Origin of the sequence: Pseudomonas sp. G166 (genome assembly GCF_037027455.2) — a bacterium.
Classification (GTDB): domain Bacteria; phylum Pseudomonadota; class Gammaproteobacteria; order Pseudomonadales; family Pseudomonadaceae; genus Aquipseudomonas.
Map to the genome: position 1 here is coordinate 242,418 of NZ_CP146985.1, position 14,970 is coordinate 257,387.

General features: G+C 61.7%; 12 protein-coding genes. 9 read left to right on the top strand and 3 right to left on the bottom strand.

Going from position 1 to position 14,970, the window contains the following annotated elements:
• The first annotated feature begins 70 nt into the window (after window positions 1-70).
• From SGN16_RS01045 to SGN16_RS01065, 5 genes are all read left to right on the top strand, one after another.
• Window positions 71-853 carry a MetQ/NlpA family ABC transporter substrate-binding protein gene (locus SGN16_RS01045; protein ID WP_210642311.1) on the top strand — a complete coding sequence of 261 codons (783 nt, stop codon included), beginning with the start codon at window positions 71-73 and terminating at the stop codon, window positions 851-853.
• Window positions 854-1,346: 493 nt separating this feature from the next.
• Window positions 1,347-2,012 carry an amino acid ABC transporter permease gene (locus tag SGN16_RS01050; protein ID WP_210642312.1) on the top strand — a complete coding sequence of 222 codons (666 nt, stop codon included), beginning with the start codon at window positions 1,347-1,349 and terminating at the stop codon, window positions 2,010-2,012.
• On the top strand, window positions 1,993-2,652 hold the full coding sequence (locus SGN16_RS01055; protein ID WP_335943689.1) for an amino acid ABC transporter permease: 660 nt from the start codon (window positions 1,993-1,995) through the stop codon (window positions 2,650-2,652). Before SGN16_RS01050 ends, SGN16_RS01055 begins: the two co-directional genes overlap by 20 nt.
• A complete protein-coding gene (locus SGN16_RS01060; RefSeq protein WP_210642314.1) occupies window positions 2,649-3,431 on the top strand; it encodes an amino acid ABC transporter ATP-binding protein in 783 nt (260 codons plus the stop codon). The genes SGN16_RS01055 and SGN16_RS01060 overlap by 4 nt, the downstream gene beginning before the upstream one ends.
• A complete protein-coding gene (locus SGN16_RS01065) occupies window positions 3,428-4,309 on the top strand; it encodes a transporter substrate-binding domain-containing protein (protein WP_210642315.1) in 882 nt (293 codons plus the stop codon). Before SGN16_RS01060 ends, SGN16_RS01065 begins: the two co-directional genes overlap by 4 nt.
• A gap of 102 nt (window positions 4,310-4,411) precedes the next feature.
• Here SGN16_RS01065 and SGN16_RS01070 read toward each other — a convergent pair whose 3' ends face one another.
• Window positions 4,412-5,572 carry an AAA family ATPase gene (locus SGN16_RS01070; protein ID WP_335943690.1) on the bottom strand — a complete coding sequence of 387 codons (1,161 nt, stop codon included), beginning with the start codon at window positions 5,570-5,572 and terminating at the stop codon, window positions 4,412-4,414.
• A gap of 126 nt (window positions 5,573-5,698) precedes the next feature.
• Between SGN16_RS01070 and SGN16_RS01075 the strand changes: the two genes are divergently transcribed.
• The 3 genes from SGN16_RS01075 to SGN16_RS01085 are packed head-to-tail and all read left to right on the top strand — an operon-like array spanning window position 5,699 to window position 10,907.
• Window positions 5,699-6,802 carry an efflux RND transporter periplasmic adaptor subunit gene (locus SGN16_RS01075; RefSeq protein WP_210642317.1) on the top strand — a complete coding sequence of 368 codons (1,104 nt, stop codon included), beginning with the start codon at window positions 5,699-5,701 and terminating at the stop codon, window positions 6,800-6,802.
• Window positions 6,799-7,863, top strand: a complete 1,065-nt coding sequence (locus SGN16_RS01080; protein ID WP_335943691.1) for an efflux RND transporter periplasmic adaptor subunit — start codon at window positions 6,799-6,801, stop codon at window positions 7,861-7,863. Before SGN16_RS01075 ends, SGN16_RS01080 begins: the two co-directional genes overlap by 4 nt.
• Window positions 7,860-10,907 carry an efflux RND transporter permease subunit gene (locus SGN16_RS01085; protein ID WP_335943692.1) on the top strand — a complete coding sequence of 1,016 codons (3,048 nt, stop codon included), beginning with the start codon at window positions 7,860-7,862 and terminating at the stop codon, window positions 10,905-10,907. The genes SGN16_RS01080 and SGN16_RS01085 overlap by 4 nt, the downstream gene beginning before the upstream one ends.
• 197 nt (window positions 10,908-11,104) lie before the next feature.
• Here SGN16_RS01085 and SGN16_RS01090 read toward each other — a convergent pair whose 3' ends face one another.
• Complete coding sequence (locus SGN16_RS01090) at window positions 11,105-13,324, bottom strand: heavy metal translocating P-type ATPase (protein WP_335943693.1); 2,220 nt, start codon at window positions 13,322-13,324, stop codon at window positions 11,105-11,107.
• Window positions 13,325-13,409: 85 nt separating this feature from the next.
• Between SGN16_RS01090 and cadR the strand changes: the two genes are divergently transcribed.
• A complete protein-coding gene (gene cadR / locus SGN16_RS01095; RefSeq protein WP_335943694.1) occupies window positions 13,410-13,856 on the top strand; it encodes a Cd(II)/Pb(II)-responsive transcriptional regulator in 447 nt (148 codons plus the stop codon).
• A gap of 141 nt (window positions 13,857-13,997) precedes the next feature.
• Here cadR and SGN16_RS01100 read toward each other — a convergent pair whose 3' ends face one another.
• On the bottom strand, window positions 13,998-14,969 hold the full coding sequence (locus SGN16_RS01100; protein ID WP_335943695.1) for a thymidylate synthase: 972 nt from the start codon (window positions 14,967-14,969) through the stop codon (window positions 13,998-14,000).
• Between the last annotated feature and the right edge of the window lies 1 nt (window position 14,970).

Genomic DNA, 14,970 nt, shown 5'->3' on the forward strand with positions numbered 1-14,970 from the left:
TAGCACTTCGCTGGCACTCCCACATTTGGCCGTCGTCCAAGACGACAGTGATTTTCGATAAGGACACTGCATGAAAAAGGTTCTGTTGTTCACCGCATTGGCGGCAGCCCTGGCTTCGGGCCTGGCCCAGGCGGCGGAGAAACTGGTCGTCGCGGCCACTCCGGTGCCCCACGCTGAAATCCTCGAGCTGATCAAGCCGGCCCTGGCCAAAGAAGGCGTGGACCTGCAGATCAAGGTCTTCACCGACTACGTCCAACCCAACGTGCAGGTTGACCAGAAGCGCCTGGATGCCAACTACTTCCAGACCCTGCCATACCTCAAGAGCTTCAACGAAGGTAAAGGCACTAACCTGGTGACCGTGATCGGCGTTCATGTCGAACCGTTCGGTGGTTACTCGAAGAAAGTCAAAAGCCTGGCCGAGCTCAAAGACGGCGCCACTATCGCCATCCCCAACGAAGGCAGTAACAGCGGTCGCGCGCTGATCCTGTTGCAGAAAGCTGGCCTGATCGAACTCAAGGACCCGAAAAACGCCTTGGCAACGCCGAAAGACATCGCCAAGAACCCGCACAACTTCAAGTTCAAGGAACTGGAGTCGGCCATGTTGCCGCGTGTGCTGGATCAGGTCGACCTGGACATGATCAACACCAACTATGCCCTGGAGGCGGGTCTTAACCCGGCCAAGGATGCGCTGGTGATCGAGGGGGCGGATTCGCCTTACGTCAACTTTCTGGTAGCCCGTCCGGACAACAAGGACAGCGACGCGATCCAGAAACTGGCCAAGGCCCTGACCAGCCCGGAAGTGAAGGCGTTCATCGAGAAGAAATACAGCGGCGCGGTACTGCCGGCGTTCTGATTTACGCAGTAAACCTTCTCACGGTTTCAAGCGCCGACGGCTGATACAGCGTCGGCGTTTTTTTGTGCCCGCATTTTAACTGTGGGAGTGGGCAAGCTCGCTCCCACACAGGGGCCGATCAAACCACCCTGGTCTTCAACGCCCTGCGCAACGCCACCAACAACTTCACGATGTCTTGCGGATCCAGTCGCTGCGGCACTTTTACGTCAGCCATGTTCTCTTCCTTGTGATGGTTTGGCCGGGAGTCTGGCCAAAAGCTGTGCGTCCTTGAAGGGGGATTTCGAAAAAAAGATCCGTCCTACGGCGAAAAGAAAAATAGTCGTCTTCTTTCCCCGCGGCAAATTCGAAGGATAGTTTTTTGCGTGATATCGATATGCTTTAACAGTATTTAAATTGCGCTTCTTATGCCTTTAAAGTCAGTTCCTGCCGAGTAGCTATCCGCTGCCCATGGACCGCACCACCGCCGCTTACCGAGCGGCGTCCAGGATGTTCAATGACTTTCGATTACGCTTTTATCCTCAGCACGCTCCCGGCATTTCTCAAGGCGGTGGGTGTGACGCTGCAGGTTGGCCTTATCGCCATCGCCAGCTCGCTGCTGGTGGCACTGCTCAACGCGACGATTCTGGTGTTTCGCACGCCTTACCTGCAACGCCTGGTCGGGCTCTACGTGGAGCTGGCGCGCAACACGCCCCTGCTTATCCAGCTGTTCTTCGTTTACTTCGCGTTACCGGCCCTGGGTATCAAGGTCTCGGGATTTGCGGCAGCGATCATCACCATGACGTTCCTGGGCGGGGCTTATCTCACCGAAGTGCTGCGTGCCGGTGTGGACGCGGTGCCGGCGGCGCAACTGGAATCCGGTCGCTCCATCGGGCTGTCCCGCGGGCAGTTGTTGCGTTACGTGATCCTGCCGCAGGCCGGGATCCTCAGCCTGCCGTCGCTGTTCGCCAACTTCATTTTTTTGCTGAAGGAGACCACCGTGGTCTCGGCCGTGGCGGTGCCGGAGATTCTCTACACCACCAAAAGCTACATCGCGCTCTATTACAAGACCTACGAAATGCTCGCCGTGCTGACGCTGATATGCGTGCTGCTGTTTTTGCCGTTGTCGCTGCTGCTCAGCCGTCTGGAAAGGAGGCTCCAGCATGGCCAGTTCGGGTCTTGAATTGCTGTGGGTGTCGTTGCCGCAACTGGGCAAGGGCGCTGCGCACACCCTGTCTATTTCCTTTCTGAGCATCGCCATCAGCACCGTTGGCGGTGTGCTTTACGGCGTGTTGCGTACGTTGGGTGTGAAGTGGCTGGACGTTGTCCTGCGGGTCTACCTGGAGTTGTTCCGGGCGATTCCGGTGCTGGTCTGGTTGTATCTGCTGTTCTTCGGCCTGCCGATTTTTTTCGGCCTGAGTATTCCCAGCTTTTGGTGCGCTGTCCTGGTGTTGTCGCTGTGGGGCGCCAGTGAAGTCGGTGAAGTGGTGCGCGGCGCAGTGCATTCGTTGCCGCGCGGCCAGCGGGAGGCGGGTTTGTCGATTGGCCTGAGCGGTCCGCAACTCTACGGCCATGTACTGCTGCCGCAAGCGCTCAAACGCATGACGCCGCCAACCATCAACGTCTACACACGGATTATCAAGACCAGCTCCCTGGCCGTGCTGATTGGCGTGGTGGATGTGATCAAGGTCGGCCAGCAGATCATCGAGCGTACCTACGAATCCGTGCTGATCTACGGCGCGCTGTTCCTGTTTTTCTTTTTCATCTGCTACCCGCTCTCGGCCGCCTCGCGCGTGCTGGAGCGGCGCTGGACGCAAGCATGAGCGCATTGATCGAGTTCAAGGGTTTCAACAAGTTTTTTGGTGAACAGCAGGTGCTGGACGGCATCGACCTGCACGTGCAGCCAGGTGAAGTGATCGTCATCCTCGGCCCCAGCGGTTGTGGCAAAAGTACCTTGCTGCGCTGCCTCAATGGGCTGGAAGTGGCCCATAGCGGCAGCCTGACATTCGCCGGTCGCGAGTTGCTGGACAAAGGCACCGACTGGCGCGAAGTGCGACAGCGGATCGGCATGGTGTTCCAGAGCTACCACTTGTTCCCGCACATGAGCGTGCTCGATAACCTGCTGCTCGGCCCGGTCAAAGTGCAAAAACGCGAGCGCCGCGAAGCGCGCGACCAGGCCGAAGCCTTGCTGGCGCGGGTGGGCCTGCTGGACAAGCGCGATGCCTTTCCACGCCAGCTCTCTGGCGGCCAGCAGCAACGCATCGCCATCGTTCGCTCACTGTGCATGAACCCCAAGGTCATGCTGTTCGATGAAGTCACCGCCGCCCTCGACCCGGAAATGGTCAAGGAAGTGCTGGAGGTTATTCAGGGCTTGGCCCGCGAAGGCATGACGCTGTTGATCGTCACCCACGAAATGGCCTTCGCCCGAGCCGTGGCTGACCGCATTGTGTTCATGGATGGCGGGCGAATCCTTGAACAAAACCCTCCCGAGATGTTCTTTACGAACCCGCAGACCGCACGAGCGCAGCAGTTCCTGGAGAAGTTCTCCTACGTCGCCGCACTACCCAAAACGACTCAAACAAAGGAACTGGAACTGTCATGAAAACTGCCAAGTCTTCTCTGCTGCTACTGCCGCTGCTCGGTCTCGCACTGCTGGCCGGCTGCAATAAAACCGAAGAACCGCCAAAGCCAAAAACCGCCAGCGAAAGCACCGCGCCGGCCGGCTACCTGGACAAGATCAAGGCGCGGGACAAGTTGATCGTCGGGGTTTTCACCGACAAGCCACCGTTTGGTTTCGTCGATGAGGCGGGGCGGTATGTCGGCTTCGATACCGACATCGGCCGGCGATTCGCCAAGGACCTGCTCGGCGATGAGAACAAGGTCGAGTTCGTCGCGGTCGAGCCGGCGAGCCGGATTCCGTTCCTGCAAAGTGACAAGGTCGACCTGATCCTGGCCAACATGACCGTGACTCCGGAGCGCAAGGAAGCGGTGGAGTTCACCAACCCTAATCTGAAAGTCGCCGTGCAGGCGCTGGTGCCGCAAGCCAGCACCGTGAAAAGCCTTGATGACCTGGCGACCCGCACCACCATCGTCACCACCGGCACCACGGCGGATATCTGGCTGACCAAAAATCATCCGGACTGGAAACTGCTCAAGTTCGAGAAGAACTCCGAGTCCCTGCAAGCACTGGCCAACGGTCGTGGCGATGCCTATGCCCAGGACAATCTGGTGCTGTTCAGCTGGGCCAAGCAGAACCCCGGCTATCGCGTGCTAGCGCAGACACTGGGCGCCGAAGCGCCGATTGCACCGGCGGTGAAGAAAGGCAATGTCGAGCTGCGTGATTGGGTCAACGCCGAGTTGGCGAAGCTGGGTGAAGAGAAATACCTGCTCAAGCTGTACGACCAGTACGTGCGCAAGGAATTGAGCGATGACACCAAGCCTGAGAGTGTGATTGTCGAGGGTGGTAAGTGGCAGGGGTGATGGGTTGATCTTTTGATCGCCATCGCGAGCTAGATCGCTCCCACATTAGACCGGTTCACTGTGGGAGCGAGCTTGCTCGCGATTCGGTTGATCAGGCGCCGCTCAATCCGGCCAATGCCAAGCCGGCTCATCCAACGCTCGCTGTCCGACGATTCCGGTTTGCCCAAGCTCCTTTTCCAGCACGATGCAATTGCAGTCCTCATCTTGTTCCAGGGCGGCGATCAGGCGCGTGGCATGGGACACCACCCAGACCTGGCAATTGGCCGAAGCGCGGATGATCAGCCGCGCCAAGGCGGGCAACAGGTCCGGGTGCAGGCTGGTTTCCGGTTCGTTGAGCACCATCAACGAGGGTGGACGCGGGGTAAGCAGGGCTGCCACCAGCAACAGATAGCGCAGGGTTCCGTCGGACAGTTCGGCGGCGGACAGCGGCCGCAGCAAGCCGTGCTGTTGGAACGCGATGGCGAAACGTCCGCCTTGCAGTTTCTCTATGCGCAGGTGAGCACCGGGGAACGCGTCGCCAATGGCGGCATGCAAGGCCTCGACGTCACCGATTTCAAGGATGGTCTGCAGCGCGGCAGCCAGGTCGCGTCCGTCGTGGTGCAGCACCGGCGTGCGGGTGCCCAGTTGCGGTTGGCGCACCGGGGCGTCGGCATCGCTGCGGAAATGGTCGTAGAAGCGCCAGCGACGAATGAACTCGCGCATCTGCAGGACCTCCGGCGAAGTGCGCAGGCTGCCGACCTGGTCGAACAGGCTGTCAAAGGTCGGCGTGTGCTGGGCCAGCACATCCCATGAACGGCCTTCGCGGGCACGGATCATCGGCCCATTGCGATCCACCAGCAGGCTGGCTGGCCGAAACACCGGACCGGCCCAGATGCATTCGCGCTTGATTTCCGGGTCCAGTGAAAACGCGGAAAGACTGGGTTCCGGCAGGCCCAAGGCAATCGAATAGCTGAAGTCTTCACCGGCGAATCCCAGACGCAGGCGCTTGGTGCGCTGGCGCACAACTGCCTGGACCGGCACCTCGCCGTTGCGCATGCGTCGGCTGATTTCCTCCGGCCCGGCCCAGAAAGTCGAGTCCAGTCCGCCTTCGCGGGCCAGGGCGTTGACCACTCCACCCTGGGCCGTCTCGGCCAACAGACGCAGGGCGCGATACAGATTGGACTTGCCGCTGCCGTTGGGGCCGGTGATCAGGTTCAGCCGGGCCAGGGGGATGACCAGTTTGTTGATCGAGCGGTAATTGGCCACCGCCAGGGTCTTGAGCATGGGCAGGCTCCTACGGGGAGGCGATCAGTTTGCCTGATCTGCTGCGTCCATTGTATTCGTTGAACCCTGTTCTAAGCTCACAGTCGTATCGTCACTGGTACGCCCGTACAACGCAAAGGAGTCTGCATGGCTGGTCCCCGAATCAAACTGGTAGTTGGCCTGGGCCTCTGCGCACTACTGACCGGATGCGGTGATGAAAAGCCTGCGGAAAAAGCCCTGCCACGGGTCTTCGTGCAGCAAGCCGTGCCCTCCGAGTATGCGGCTTCGGTGACCCTGACCGGCGATGTCCAGGCTCGTGTGCAAACCGATCTGTCGTTTCGCGTGGGCGGCAAGATCATCGAGCGTAAGGTGGATGTCGGTGACCGGGTCTCGGCGAGGCAAGTGTTGGCGCGGCTTGACCCCCGGGACTTGCAGACCAGCGTCGACTCCGCCGAGGCCCAGGTGGCCGCCGAGCAGGCGCGGGTCAAGCAGAGCGCGGCGGCTTTCGTGCGTCAGCAGAAGCTCTTGCCCAAGGGGTACACCAGCCAGAGCGAATACGACGCGGCCCAGGCGCAACTGCGCAGCAGCCAGAGCGCATTGAGCGCTGCCCAGGCCCAACTGGCCAACGCCCGTGAACAACTGAGCTACACGGCGCTGATCGCCGAGGCGCCGGGGATCGTCACGGCGCGCCAGGCGGAAGTCGGCCAGGTGGTACAGGCGACAGAGCCGATCTTCAGCCTGGCCCGGGACGGCGAGCGCGACGCGGTGTTCAACATCTACGAATCCTTGCTGCACGAACCACCGTCGGATCCCTCCATCGTCATCAGCTTGCTGGACAACCCGGCTATCAAGACCACCGGTACGGTGCGCGAGATCACCCCGGCGGTGTCCGCCGACACGGGTACGGTGCAGGTCAAGGTCACCCTCGACGATTTACCCGAAGGTATGCACCTGGGGTCGGTAGTCAGCGCGACCGCCAAGTCCGCCGCCAAGACCGCGGTGCAATTGCCTTGGTCGGCGCTGACCAAGAACCTCAGCGACCCGGCCGTGTGGCTGGTGGACGGCGAGGGCAAGGCGCAACTGCAAACGGTGACGGTTGGCCGATACCTGACCGGCAAGGTCATCATCAGCGACGGTCTCAAGGGCGGTGAGAAAGTGGTCACTGCCGGCGGGCAATTGCTACACCCCGGCGTGCGCGTCGAGATTGCTGAAAATACCCATGAGCCATCCCCGACAGGAGCCCAGCCATGAAGCGTTGGTGGATGGTCTCGGCCGCCCTGTTGCTGGCAGCCTGTTCGAAGGAAGAAGCGCCCCCTGCGCCGGTGCGTCCGGTGTTGTCCATCGAGGTCCAGTCGCTCGACCAACAGGCCCTCGGGCGGTTCGCCGGGAACATCCAGGCCCGTTACGAGAGCAACGTGGGATTTCGCGTGCCGGGGCGGATCGCCCGCCGCTACGTCGATGTCGGTGCCGAGGTGAAGAAGGGCGACCTGCTCGCCACCCTCGACCCCACCGATCAACAGAACCAGTTGCGCGCGGCCCAGAGTGATCTGGCGCGGATCGAGGCGCAGTACATCAACGCCCAGGCCAATGCCCGTCGACAACAGCAGTTGTTTGACCGTGGCGTTGGTGCCCAGGCGCAATTGGACATCGCCCAGACGGACCTGAAAACCACCGGGGCGTCACTCGAACAGGCCCGTGCCACGATGGAACAGGCCCGCGATCAGCTCAATTACAGCGAACTGCGCACCGATCACGACGCGGTCGTCACGGCCTGGAGTGCCGAAGCCGGGCAGGTGGTCACTGCCGGCCAGCAAGTTGTCACCCTGGCCCGTCCCGACATCAAGGAAGCGGTGATCGACCTGCCGGCCGGCCTGGCCGAGCGCCTGCCCGAGGACGTGGTGTTCGAGGTCGCCGCGCAATTGGACCCGAGCATCCACACCACCGCCTCCCTGCGCGAGATCGAACCCCAGGCGCAGAGCGCCACCCGCACCCGCCGCGCGCGGCTGACGTTGAACGACACCCCGCCAGGTTTTCGCCTGGGCACGGCCATCAGCGTCACCCTGAGCTCGACCATCGAGCCGCGCATCGAGCTGCCGCTCAGCGCGCTGCAAGAGGTAAACGGCAAGGCGCGGATCTGGCTGATCGACCCGCAGAGCCAGACGGTATCTCCCCACGACGTGCGGATTCTCGAACGTTCGGCCGATTCGGTGCTGGTGGCCAACGGTATCAAGGCCGGCGACCGGGTGGTCAGCGCCGGCGTGAACAGTCTTCAGCCAGGACAGAAAGTGAAACTCGACGAGGACGCACGATGAAAGGGCCTTTCAATTTATCCGAATGGGCCCTGCGGCATCAGTCGTTCGTCTGGTACCTGATGTTCGTCGCGTTGTTGATGGGCGTATTTTCGTACATGAACCTGGGTCGCGAAGAAGACCCGTCGTTCACCATCAAAACCATGATCATCCAAACCCGCTGGCCGGGCGCGACCCAGGAAGAAACCCTCAAGCAGGTGACAGATCGCATCGAGAAAAAACTCGAAGAGCTCGATTCCCTCGATTACGTGAAAAGCTACACCCGACCGGGGGAGTCGACGGTGTTCGTGTACCTGCTCGATACCACCGGCGCCAAGGAAATTCCCGAGATCTGGTACCAGGTACGCAAGAAGATCGACGACATTCGCGGCGACTTCCCCCAAGGCCTGCAAGGGCCGGGCTTCAACGACGAGTTCGGTGACGTGTACGGTTCGGTCTACGCCTTCACCGGCGACGGCCTGTCGATGCGCCAGTTGCGCGATTACGTGGAGCAGGTGCGCGCCGAGATCCGCGAAGTGCCCGGGTTGGGCAAGGTGGAAATGATCGGCGAGCAGGATGAAGTGCTGTACCTGAACTTCTCCACGCGCAAACTCGCCGCCCTGGGCATCGACCAGCGCCAAGTGGTGCAGAGTCTGCAGTCGCAGAATGCCGTGACGCCGGCTGGGGTGATCGACGCCGGGCCGGAGCGGATTTCCGTGCGTACGTCCGGGCAGTTCCAATCGGAAAAGGACCTGGCCAACGTCAATCTGCGACTCAACGATCGCTTCTATCGATTGGCCGACATCGCGGATATCAGCCGCGGTTACGTTGATCCCGCGACACCGATGTTCCGCTTCAATGGCACGCCGGCCATTGGCCTTGCCATCGCGATGAAGAAGGGCGGCAACATCCAGGATTTCGGCAAGGCGCTGCATGCGCGCATGAACGAATTGACCGCCGACCTGCCGGTGGGGGTCGGCGTGCACACCGTGTCGGACCAGGCCGAAGTGGTGGAGGAGGCGGTCGGCGGCTTCACCAGCGCGTTGTTCGAGGCGGTGATCATCGTCCTGGTGGTGAGCTTCATCAGCCTTGGCATACGGGCTGGACTGGTGGTGGCCTGTTCGATTCCGCTGGTGCTGGCGATGGTCTTTTTGTTCATGGAGTACAGCGGCATCACTATGCAGCGGATCTCCCTCGGCGCCCTGATCATTGCCCTTGGCCTGCTGGTGGACGACGCAATGATCACCGTGGAGATGATGGTCACACGCCTGGAAAAAGGCGAAACCAAGGAGCAGGCCGCTACCTTTGCCTATACCTCGACGGCGTTCCCGATGCTCACCGGGACCCTGGTGACCGTGGCCGGTTTCGTGCCCATCGGCCTGAACGCCAGTTCCGCCGGCGAGTACACCTTTACTCTTTTTGCGGTGATCGCGGTGGCGATGCTGGTGTCGTGGATCGTCGCTGTATTGTTCGCCCCAGTGATCGGCGTGCACATCCTCAGCACCAACGTGAAACCTCACAGCGCCGAGCCGGGGCGCATTGGCCGGGCCTTCAACGGTGGCCTGCTGTGGGCGATGCGCAATCGCTGGTGGGCCATTGGCATCACTGTGCTGCTGTTCGTGCTGGCGGTGTTTTCCATGCGTTTTGTACAGAACCAGTTCTTCCCGTCCTCGGATCGGCCGGAAATCCTGGTGGACCTCAACCTGCCGCAAAACGCCTCGATGGATGAGACCCGCAAAGCCGTCGACCGCCTGGAAGCCACGCTCAAGGGTGACCCGGACATCGAGCGCTGGAGCACCTACATCGGCGAAGGCGCGATTCGTTTCTACCTGCCGCTGGACCAGCAACTGCAGAACCCGTACTACGCGCAACTGGTGATCGTCAGCAAAGGCCTGGAGTCACGCACGGCCCTCACCGAACGCCTGCAAAAGCGTCTGCGTGAAGACTTCGTCGGCATTGGCAGCTACGTGCAGGCCTTGGAAATGGGCCCGCCGGTGGGCCGGCCGATCCAGTACCGGGTCAGCGGCAAGGACGTCGACCAGGTGCGCAAGCACGCCATCGAACTGGCTACCGAGCTGGACAAGAACTCGCACATCGGCGAGATCATTTACGACTGGAACGAGCCGGGCAAGGTCCTGCGTATCGACATCGCCCAGGACAAGGCGCGGCAATTGGGCTTGTCGTCGGATGATGTGGCCAAGCTGATGAACAGCATTGTCAGTGGTTCGCCGGTGACCCAGGTCAACGACAATATTTACCTGATCGATGTGATTGGCCGCGCTGAAGATGCCGAGCGCGGTTCGCCGGAAACCCTGCAGAACCTGCAGATCGTCACCCCGAGTGGCACCTCGATTCCGCTGCTGGCGTTCGCCACCGTGCGCTATGAGCTGGAGCAGCCGCTGGTATGGCGCCGCGACCGCAAACCGACCATTACTATCAAGGCGGCGGTGCGCGACGAGATCCAACCCACGGATCTGGTGAAGCAGCTGCAACCGGACATCGACAAATTCGCCGCCGGCCTGCCGGTTGGCTACAAGGTCGCCACCGGCGGTACGGTGGAAGAGAGCAGCAAGGCCCAGGGGCCGATCGCCAGTGTGGTGCCGCTGATGCTGTTCTTGATGGCGACCTTCCTGATGATCCAGCTGCACAGCGTGCAGAAGCTGTTCCTGGTGGCCAGCGTCGCCCCTCTCGGATTGATCGGCGTGGTATTGGCGCTGGTACCGACGGGCACGCCCATGGGCTTCGTGGCGATCCTTGGGATTCTCGCGTTGATCGGCATCATCATCCGCAACTCGGTGATCCTGGTGACCCAGATCGATGAGTATGAACGGGACGGCTACGAACCTTGGGATGCCGTGGTGGAAGCGACCCAGCATCGGCGTCGGCCGATCCTGCTCACCGCAGCCGCGGCGAGCCTGGGGATGATCCCGATTGCGCGGGAAGTGTTCTGGGGGCCGATGGCCTACGCGATGATCGGCGGGATCATCATCGCCACCCTGCTGACGTTGCTGTTCCTGCCGGCGCTGTATGTGGCCTGGTACAAGATTCGCGAGCCGAAACGCGATTGAAGGGCCGAAGTTTAGCCCTGTGGCGAGGGAGCTTGCTCCCGCTGGGCGCGAAGCGCCCCCGACAAGGCCTGCTGCGCAGCCCATCGCGAGCAAGCTCCCACAGGGATCTTTGGTGAGCACATATTCTGTGAGCAACAGAGAACCGCTGTGGGAGCGAGCTTGCTCGCGATAGGGCCCATCCAGCCACCCAGGACTTCTTATTGACGCAACAGCCGCAACCCGTTGAACACCACCAACAAACTCACCCCCATGTCGGCAAACACCGCCATCCACATGGTGGCGAAGCCGGCAAAGGTCACCCCAAGGAAGATCGCCTTGATGACCAGCGCCAGGGCAATGTTCTGCTTCAGGATGTTTGAGGTCTGCCGCGACAGGCGAACGAAGGCCGGAATCTTGCGCAAATCATCGTCCATCAAGGCGACATCGGCAGTCTCGATAGCCGTGTCGGTACCGGCCGCCGCCATGGCGAAGCCGATTTCCGAGCGGGCCAGGGCCGGGGCGTCGTTGATGCCGTCGCCCACCATGCCGACGCGGTGACCCAGGGTGTACAAATCTTCGATGGCTTGCAGCTTGTCCTCCGGCAACAAATCACCGCGGGCCTGATCCATGCCCACCTGTGCAGCAATCGCTTCGGCGGTATGGGCATTGTCGCCGGTGAGCATCAGGGTCTTGATGCCCAGCTCATGCAGTTGCCGGATCGCTTCGCGGCTGGAGTCCTTCACGGTGTCGGCCACGGCAAACAGCGCCAAGGGGCCTGTACCGTCGAGCAGCAGCACCACGGACTTGCCTTGTTTTTCCAGGGCGAAGAGTTTTTCTTCCAGCTCGGGGGAGCACAGGCCCAGGTCCTCCACCAGGCGATGGTTGCCCAGGTGATAGGTCTTGCCGCCGATGTCGCCGCGGACGCCGCGCCCGGCAAGCGCCTCGAAGTTATCCACAACCTGCTGTGCCGGTTGCTTATCCACAGCTGCATGGGCAATCGCTCGGGAAACCGGGTGGTCGGAGCGGGCGGCGAGGCTGGCGGCCAGGGCTGGAGCGGTGCTTTCCACGGTGGGGTCCAGCGCCACATAGTCGGTTTGCACCGGCTTGCCGTGGGTGAGCGTGCCGGTCTTGTCCAAGGCCAGGTAGTCGAGCTTGTAGCCGCCCTCCAGGTACACGCCGCCTTTGACGAGGATGCCTTTGCGTGCCGCGGCGGCGAGGCCACTGACGATGGTCACGGGAGTGGAAATCACCAGTGCGCAAGGGCAGGCCACCACCAGCAGCACCAGCGCCCGGTAGATCCAGTCGAACCATGCCGCGCCCATGAACAGCGGTGGGATGACGGCTACGGCCAAGGCCAGGGCGAACACCGCCGGGGTGTAGATTTTCGAGAACTGATCGACGAAGCGCTGGGTCGGCGCGCGAGAGCCCTGGGCCTGTTCCACGGCGTGGATGATCCGCGCCAGGGTAGAGTGATCGGCCGCTGCGGTCACGGTGTATTCCAGTTCGCCGGCCTGGTTGATGGTACCGGCGAATACTTTGTCGCCAACGGTTTTTTCCACCGGCAGGCTTTCGCCGGTGATCGGTGCCTGGTCGACGGTGGAGCGGCCGGCGACCACGTCACCGTCCAGGCCCACGCGTTCGCCGGGGCGCACTCGCACGCGCGCGCCGAGTGCGATGGCCTTGACCGCCTGCACCTGCCAACTGCCATCGGCCTGTTGCACGGTGGCTTGCTCCGGGGCCATTTGCATCAGGCCGCCGATAGCATTGCGCGCCCGATCCAGGGATTTGGCTTCGATCAGTTCGGCCACGGTGAACAGGAACATCACCATCGCCGCTTCCGGCCATTGGCCGATCAACACCGCACCGGTCACGGCGATGCTCATCAGGGCATTGATGTTCAGGTTGCGGTTCTTCAGGGCGATCCAGCCCTTCTTGTACGTACCCAGGCCACCGCTGAGGATCGATACCAATGCCACCAGCGCGACCACCCAGTTTGGCGCGGCGCTGGTGAAATGGATCACCTCGGCGCCCAGGGCCGTCACGCCGGACAGCGCCAGCGGCCACCAAGGCTTGGCCGGGGCGGGCAGGTGGTTGGTTTCTGGTTTCTGGCCCGGGGTCAGTGGGTCGGCCTGCATCCCCAGGGACTCGATGGCCTTGATGATCGGCGCGTCGCTGGGCAAATCGTGGGTCACGCCCAGCACGCGGTTGATCAGGTTGAATTCCAGTTGCTGCACGCCTTCGAGCTTGCCGAGCTTGTTCTGGATCAGCGTCTGTTCGGTGGGGCAGTCCATGGCTTCGATGCGAAAACTGCTCAGCCGTGCACCGTCCGTCGGCGTCTTGCCGAGGTTGACCACCGCCGGTGCCGCTTTCGACGCGCAGCAGGAGTGTCCGTGGTCATGGCCGTGGGCGGGCTTGTGGATGTGGAGGGAATCGCTCATCGGGTTACGTCCGTGAAAAGTGCCTGTTGCACAGTAAAGACCCTGTAGCCACTATAGGGTCAAGCACCTATTTGGGAGGTCCACCATGAAGATCGGAGAACTGGCGAAAATCACCGACTGCCAGGTTGAAACCATCCGTTATTACGAACGCGAAGGCCTGCTGCCGGAACCGGCCCGCAGCGATGGCAATTACCGCGTCTATACCCAGGCCCATGCCGAGCGCCTGACGTTCATCCGTAACTGCCGCACCCTGGACATGACCCTGGAAGAGATCCGCAGTCTCCTGGCCCTGCGCGACAGCCCCCAGGACCAGTGCGAAAACGTCAACGCGCTGATCGACGAACACATCCAGCACGTCAAGGCCCGCATCGATGGGCTGTTGGCCTTGCAGGCACAACTGATCGACCTGCGCCATCGCTGCGGCGAAGGGCCGGACCTGGATCAATGCGGGATCTTGCAGCGCCTGGAGGTGAGCGGGGCGGTGGCGCCGGAAGTGGAGCATTCACATGTGGGCAGGAGTCATGGGCATTGAGCCCCTGTCGTCAATCTCGAACACACTGAGCCTTTTGTGGGAGCGAGCTTGCTCGCGATAGCGGAGTTTCAGTCACATCAATGGTGCATGTGAAGCCGCTATCGCGAGCAAGCTCGCTTCCACAGGGCATGGTGGTGTGGCTTAGACCGCCATCGGCGCCGTCATCGGTGCGTGGTGCTGGTAGCCTTCGAGGGAGAAGTCGCTGGGCTCCACGAGCTCCAGCCACTCAGGCTGGTACACACCGGTCTTGGCGAACTCCGGCACACGCTCGGAAATCACCAGTTTCGGCATAGGGAATGGCTCGCGCTTGAGCTGTTCCTTGAGCATGTCCAAGTGGTTTTCGTAGACGTGGGCATCGCCGATGAAATAGGTGAACCAGCGCGGCGTGTAGCCGGTCAGGCGGCCGATCAGGCTCAGCAGCGCGGCGCCTTCGGTGAGGTTGAACGGCGTGCCCAGGCCCAGGTCGTTGGAGCGGATGTAGAGGGTCAGGGAAATTTCCTTGGTCTCGACATTCGGGTGGAACTGGTAGAGCAGATGGCACGGCGGCAGGGCCATTTCATCGAGCTGGGCGCAGTTCCAGCCGTGGAACAGGATACGGCGGCTGCCCGGGTCCTTGATGATGGTGTCGACGCACTGGCGAACCTGGTCGATTGCCTTGTACAGCACCACGTAGGCCTGACCGTTTTCTTCGCCTTCGGCGATCTGCCGGTAACCCTGGGCCAGAGTCTGCTCGATGGCCGCCGGGTTGCTCAAAGGGACCTGTTTGTAGGCCGGCCATTTGCGCCACTGTACGCCGTAGATCTCGCCCAGGTCGTCTTCGCCCTGGCGGAAGGGGTTGGCCAGCCACTGGGCATTTTCGTTGGCGTTCTGGTCCCAGACCTTGCAGCCCAGGGCGCGGAATTCGGCGGCGTTGTTGACCCCACGGAGAAAACCGCACATCTCGCCGATGGCCGACTTGAAGGCCATTTTGCGGGTGGTAATGGCCGGAAAGCCTTTCTTCAGGTCATAGCGCAGCATGGCGCCGGGGAGGCTTATGGTGTCTACGCCCGTACGGTTGGCTTGTCGGGTACCGTGCTCGATGACGTCGGCCACCAGATCGAGATATTGCTTCATG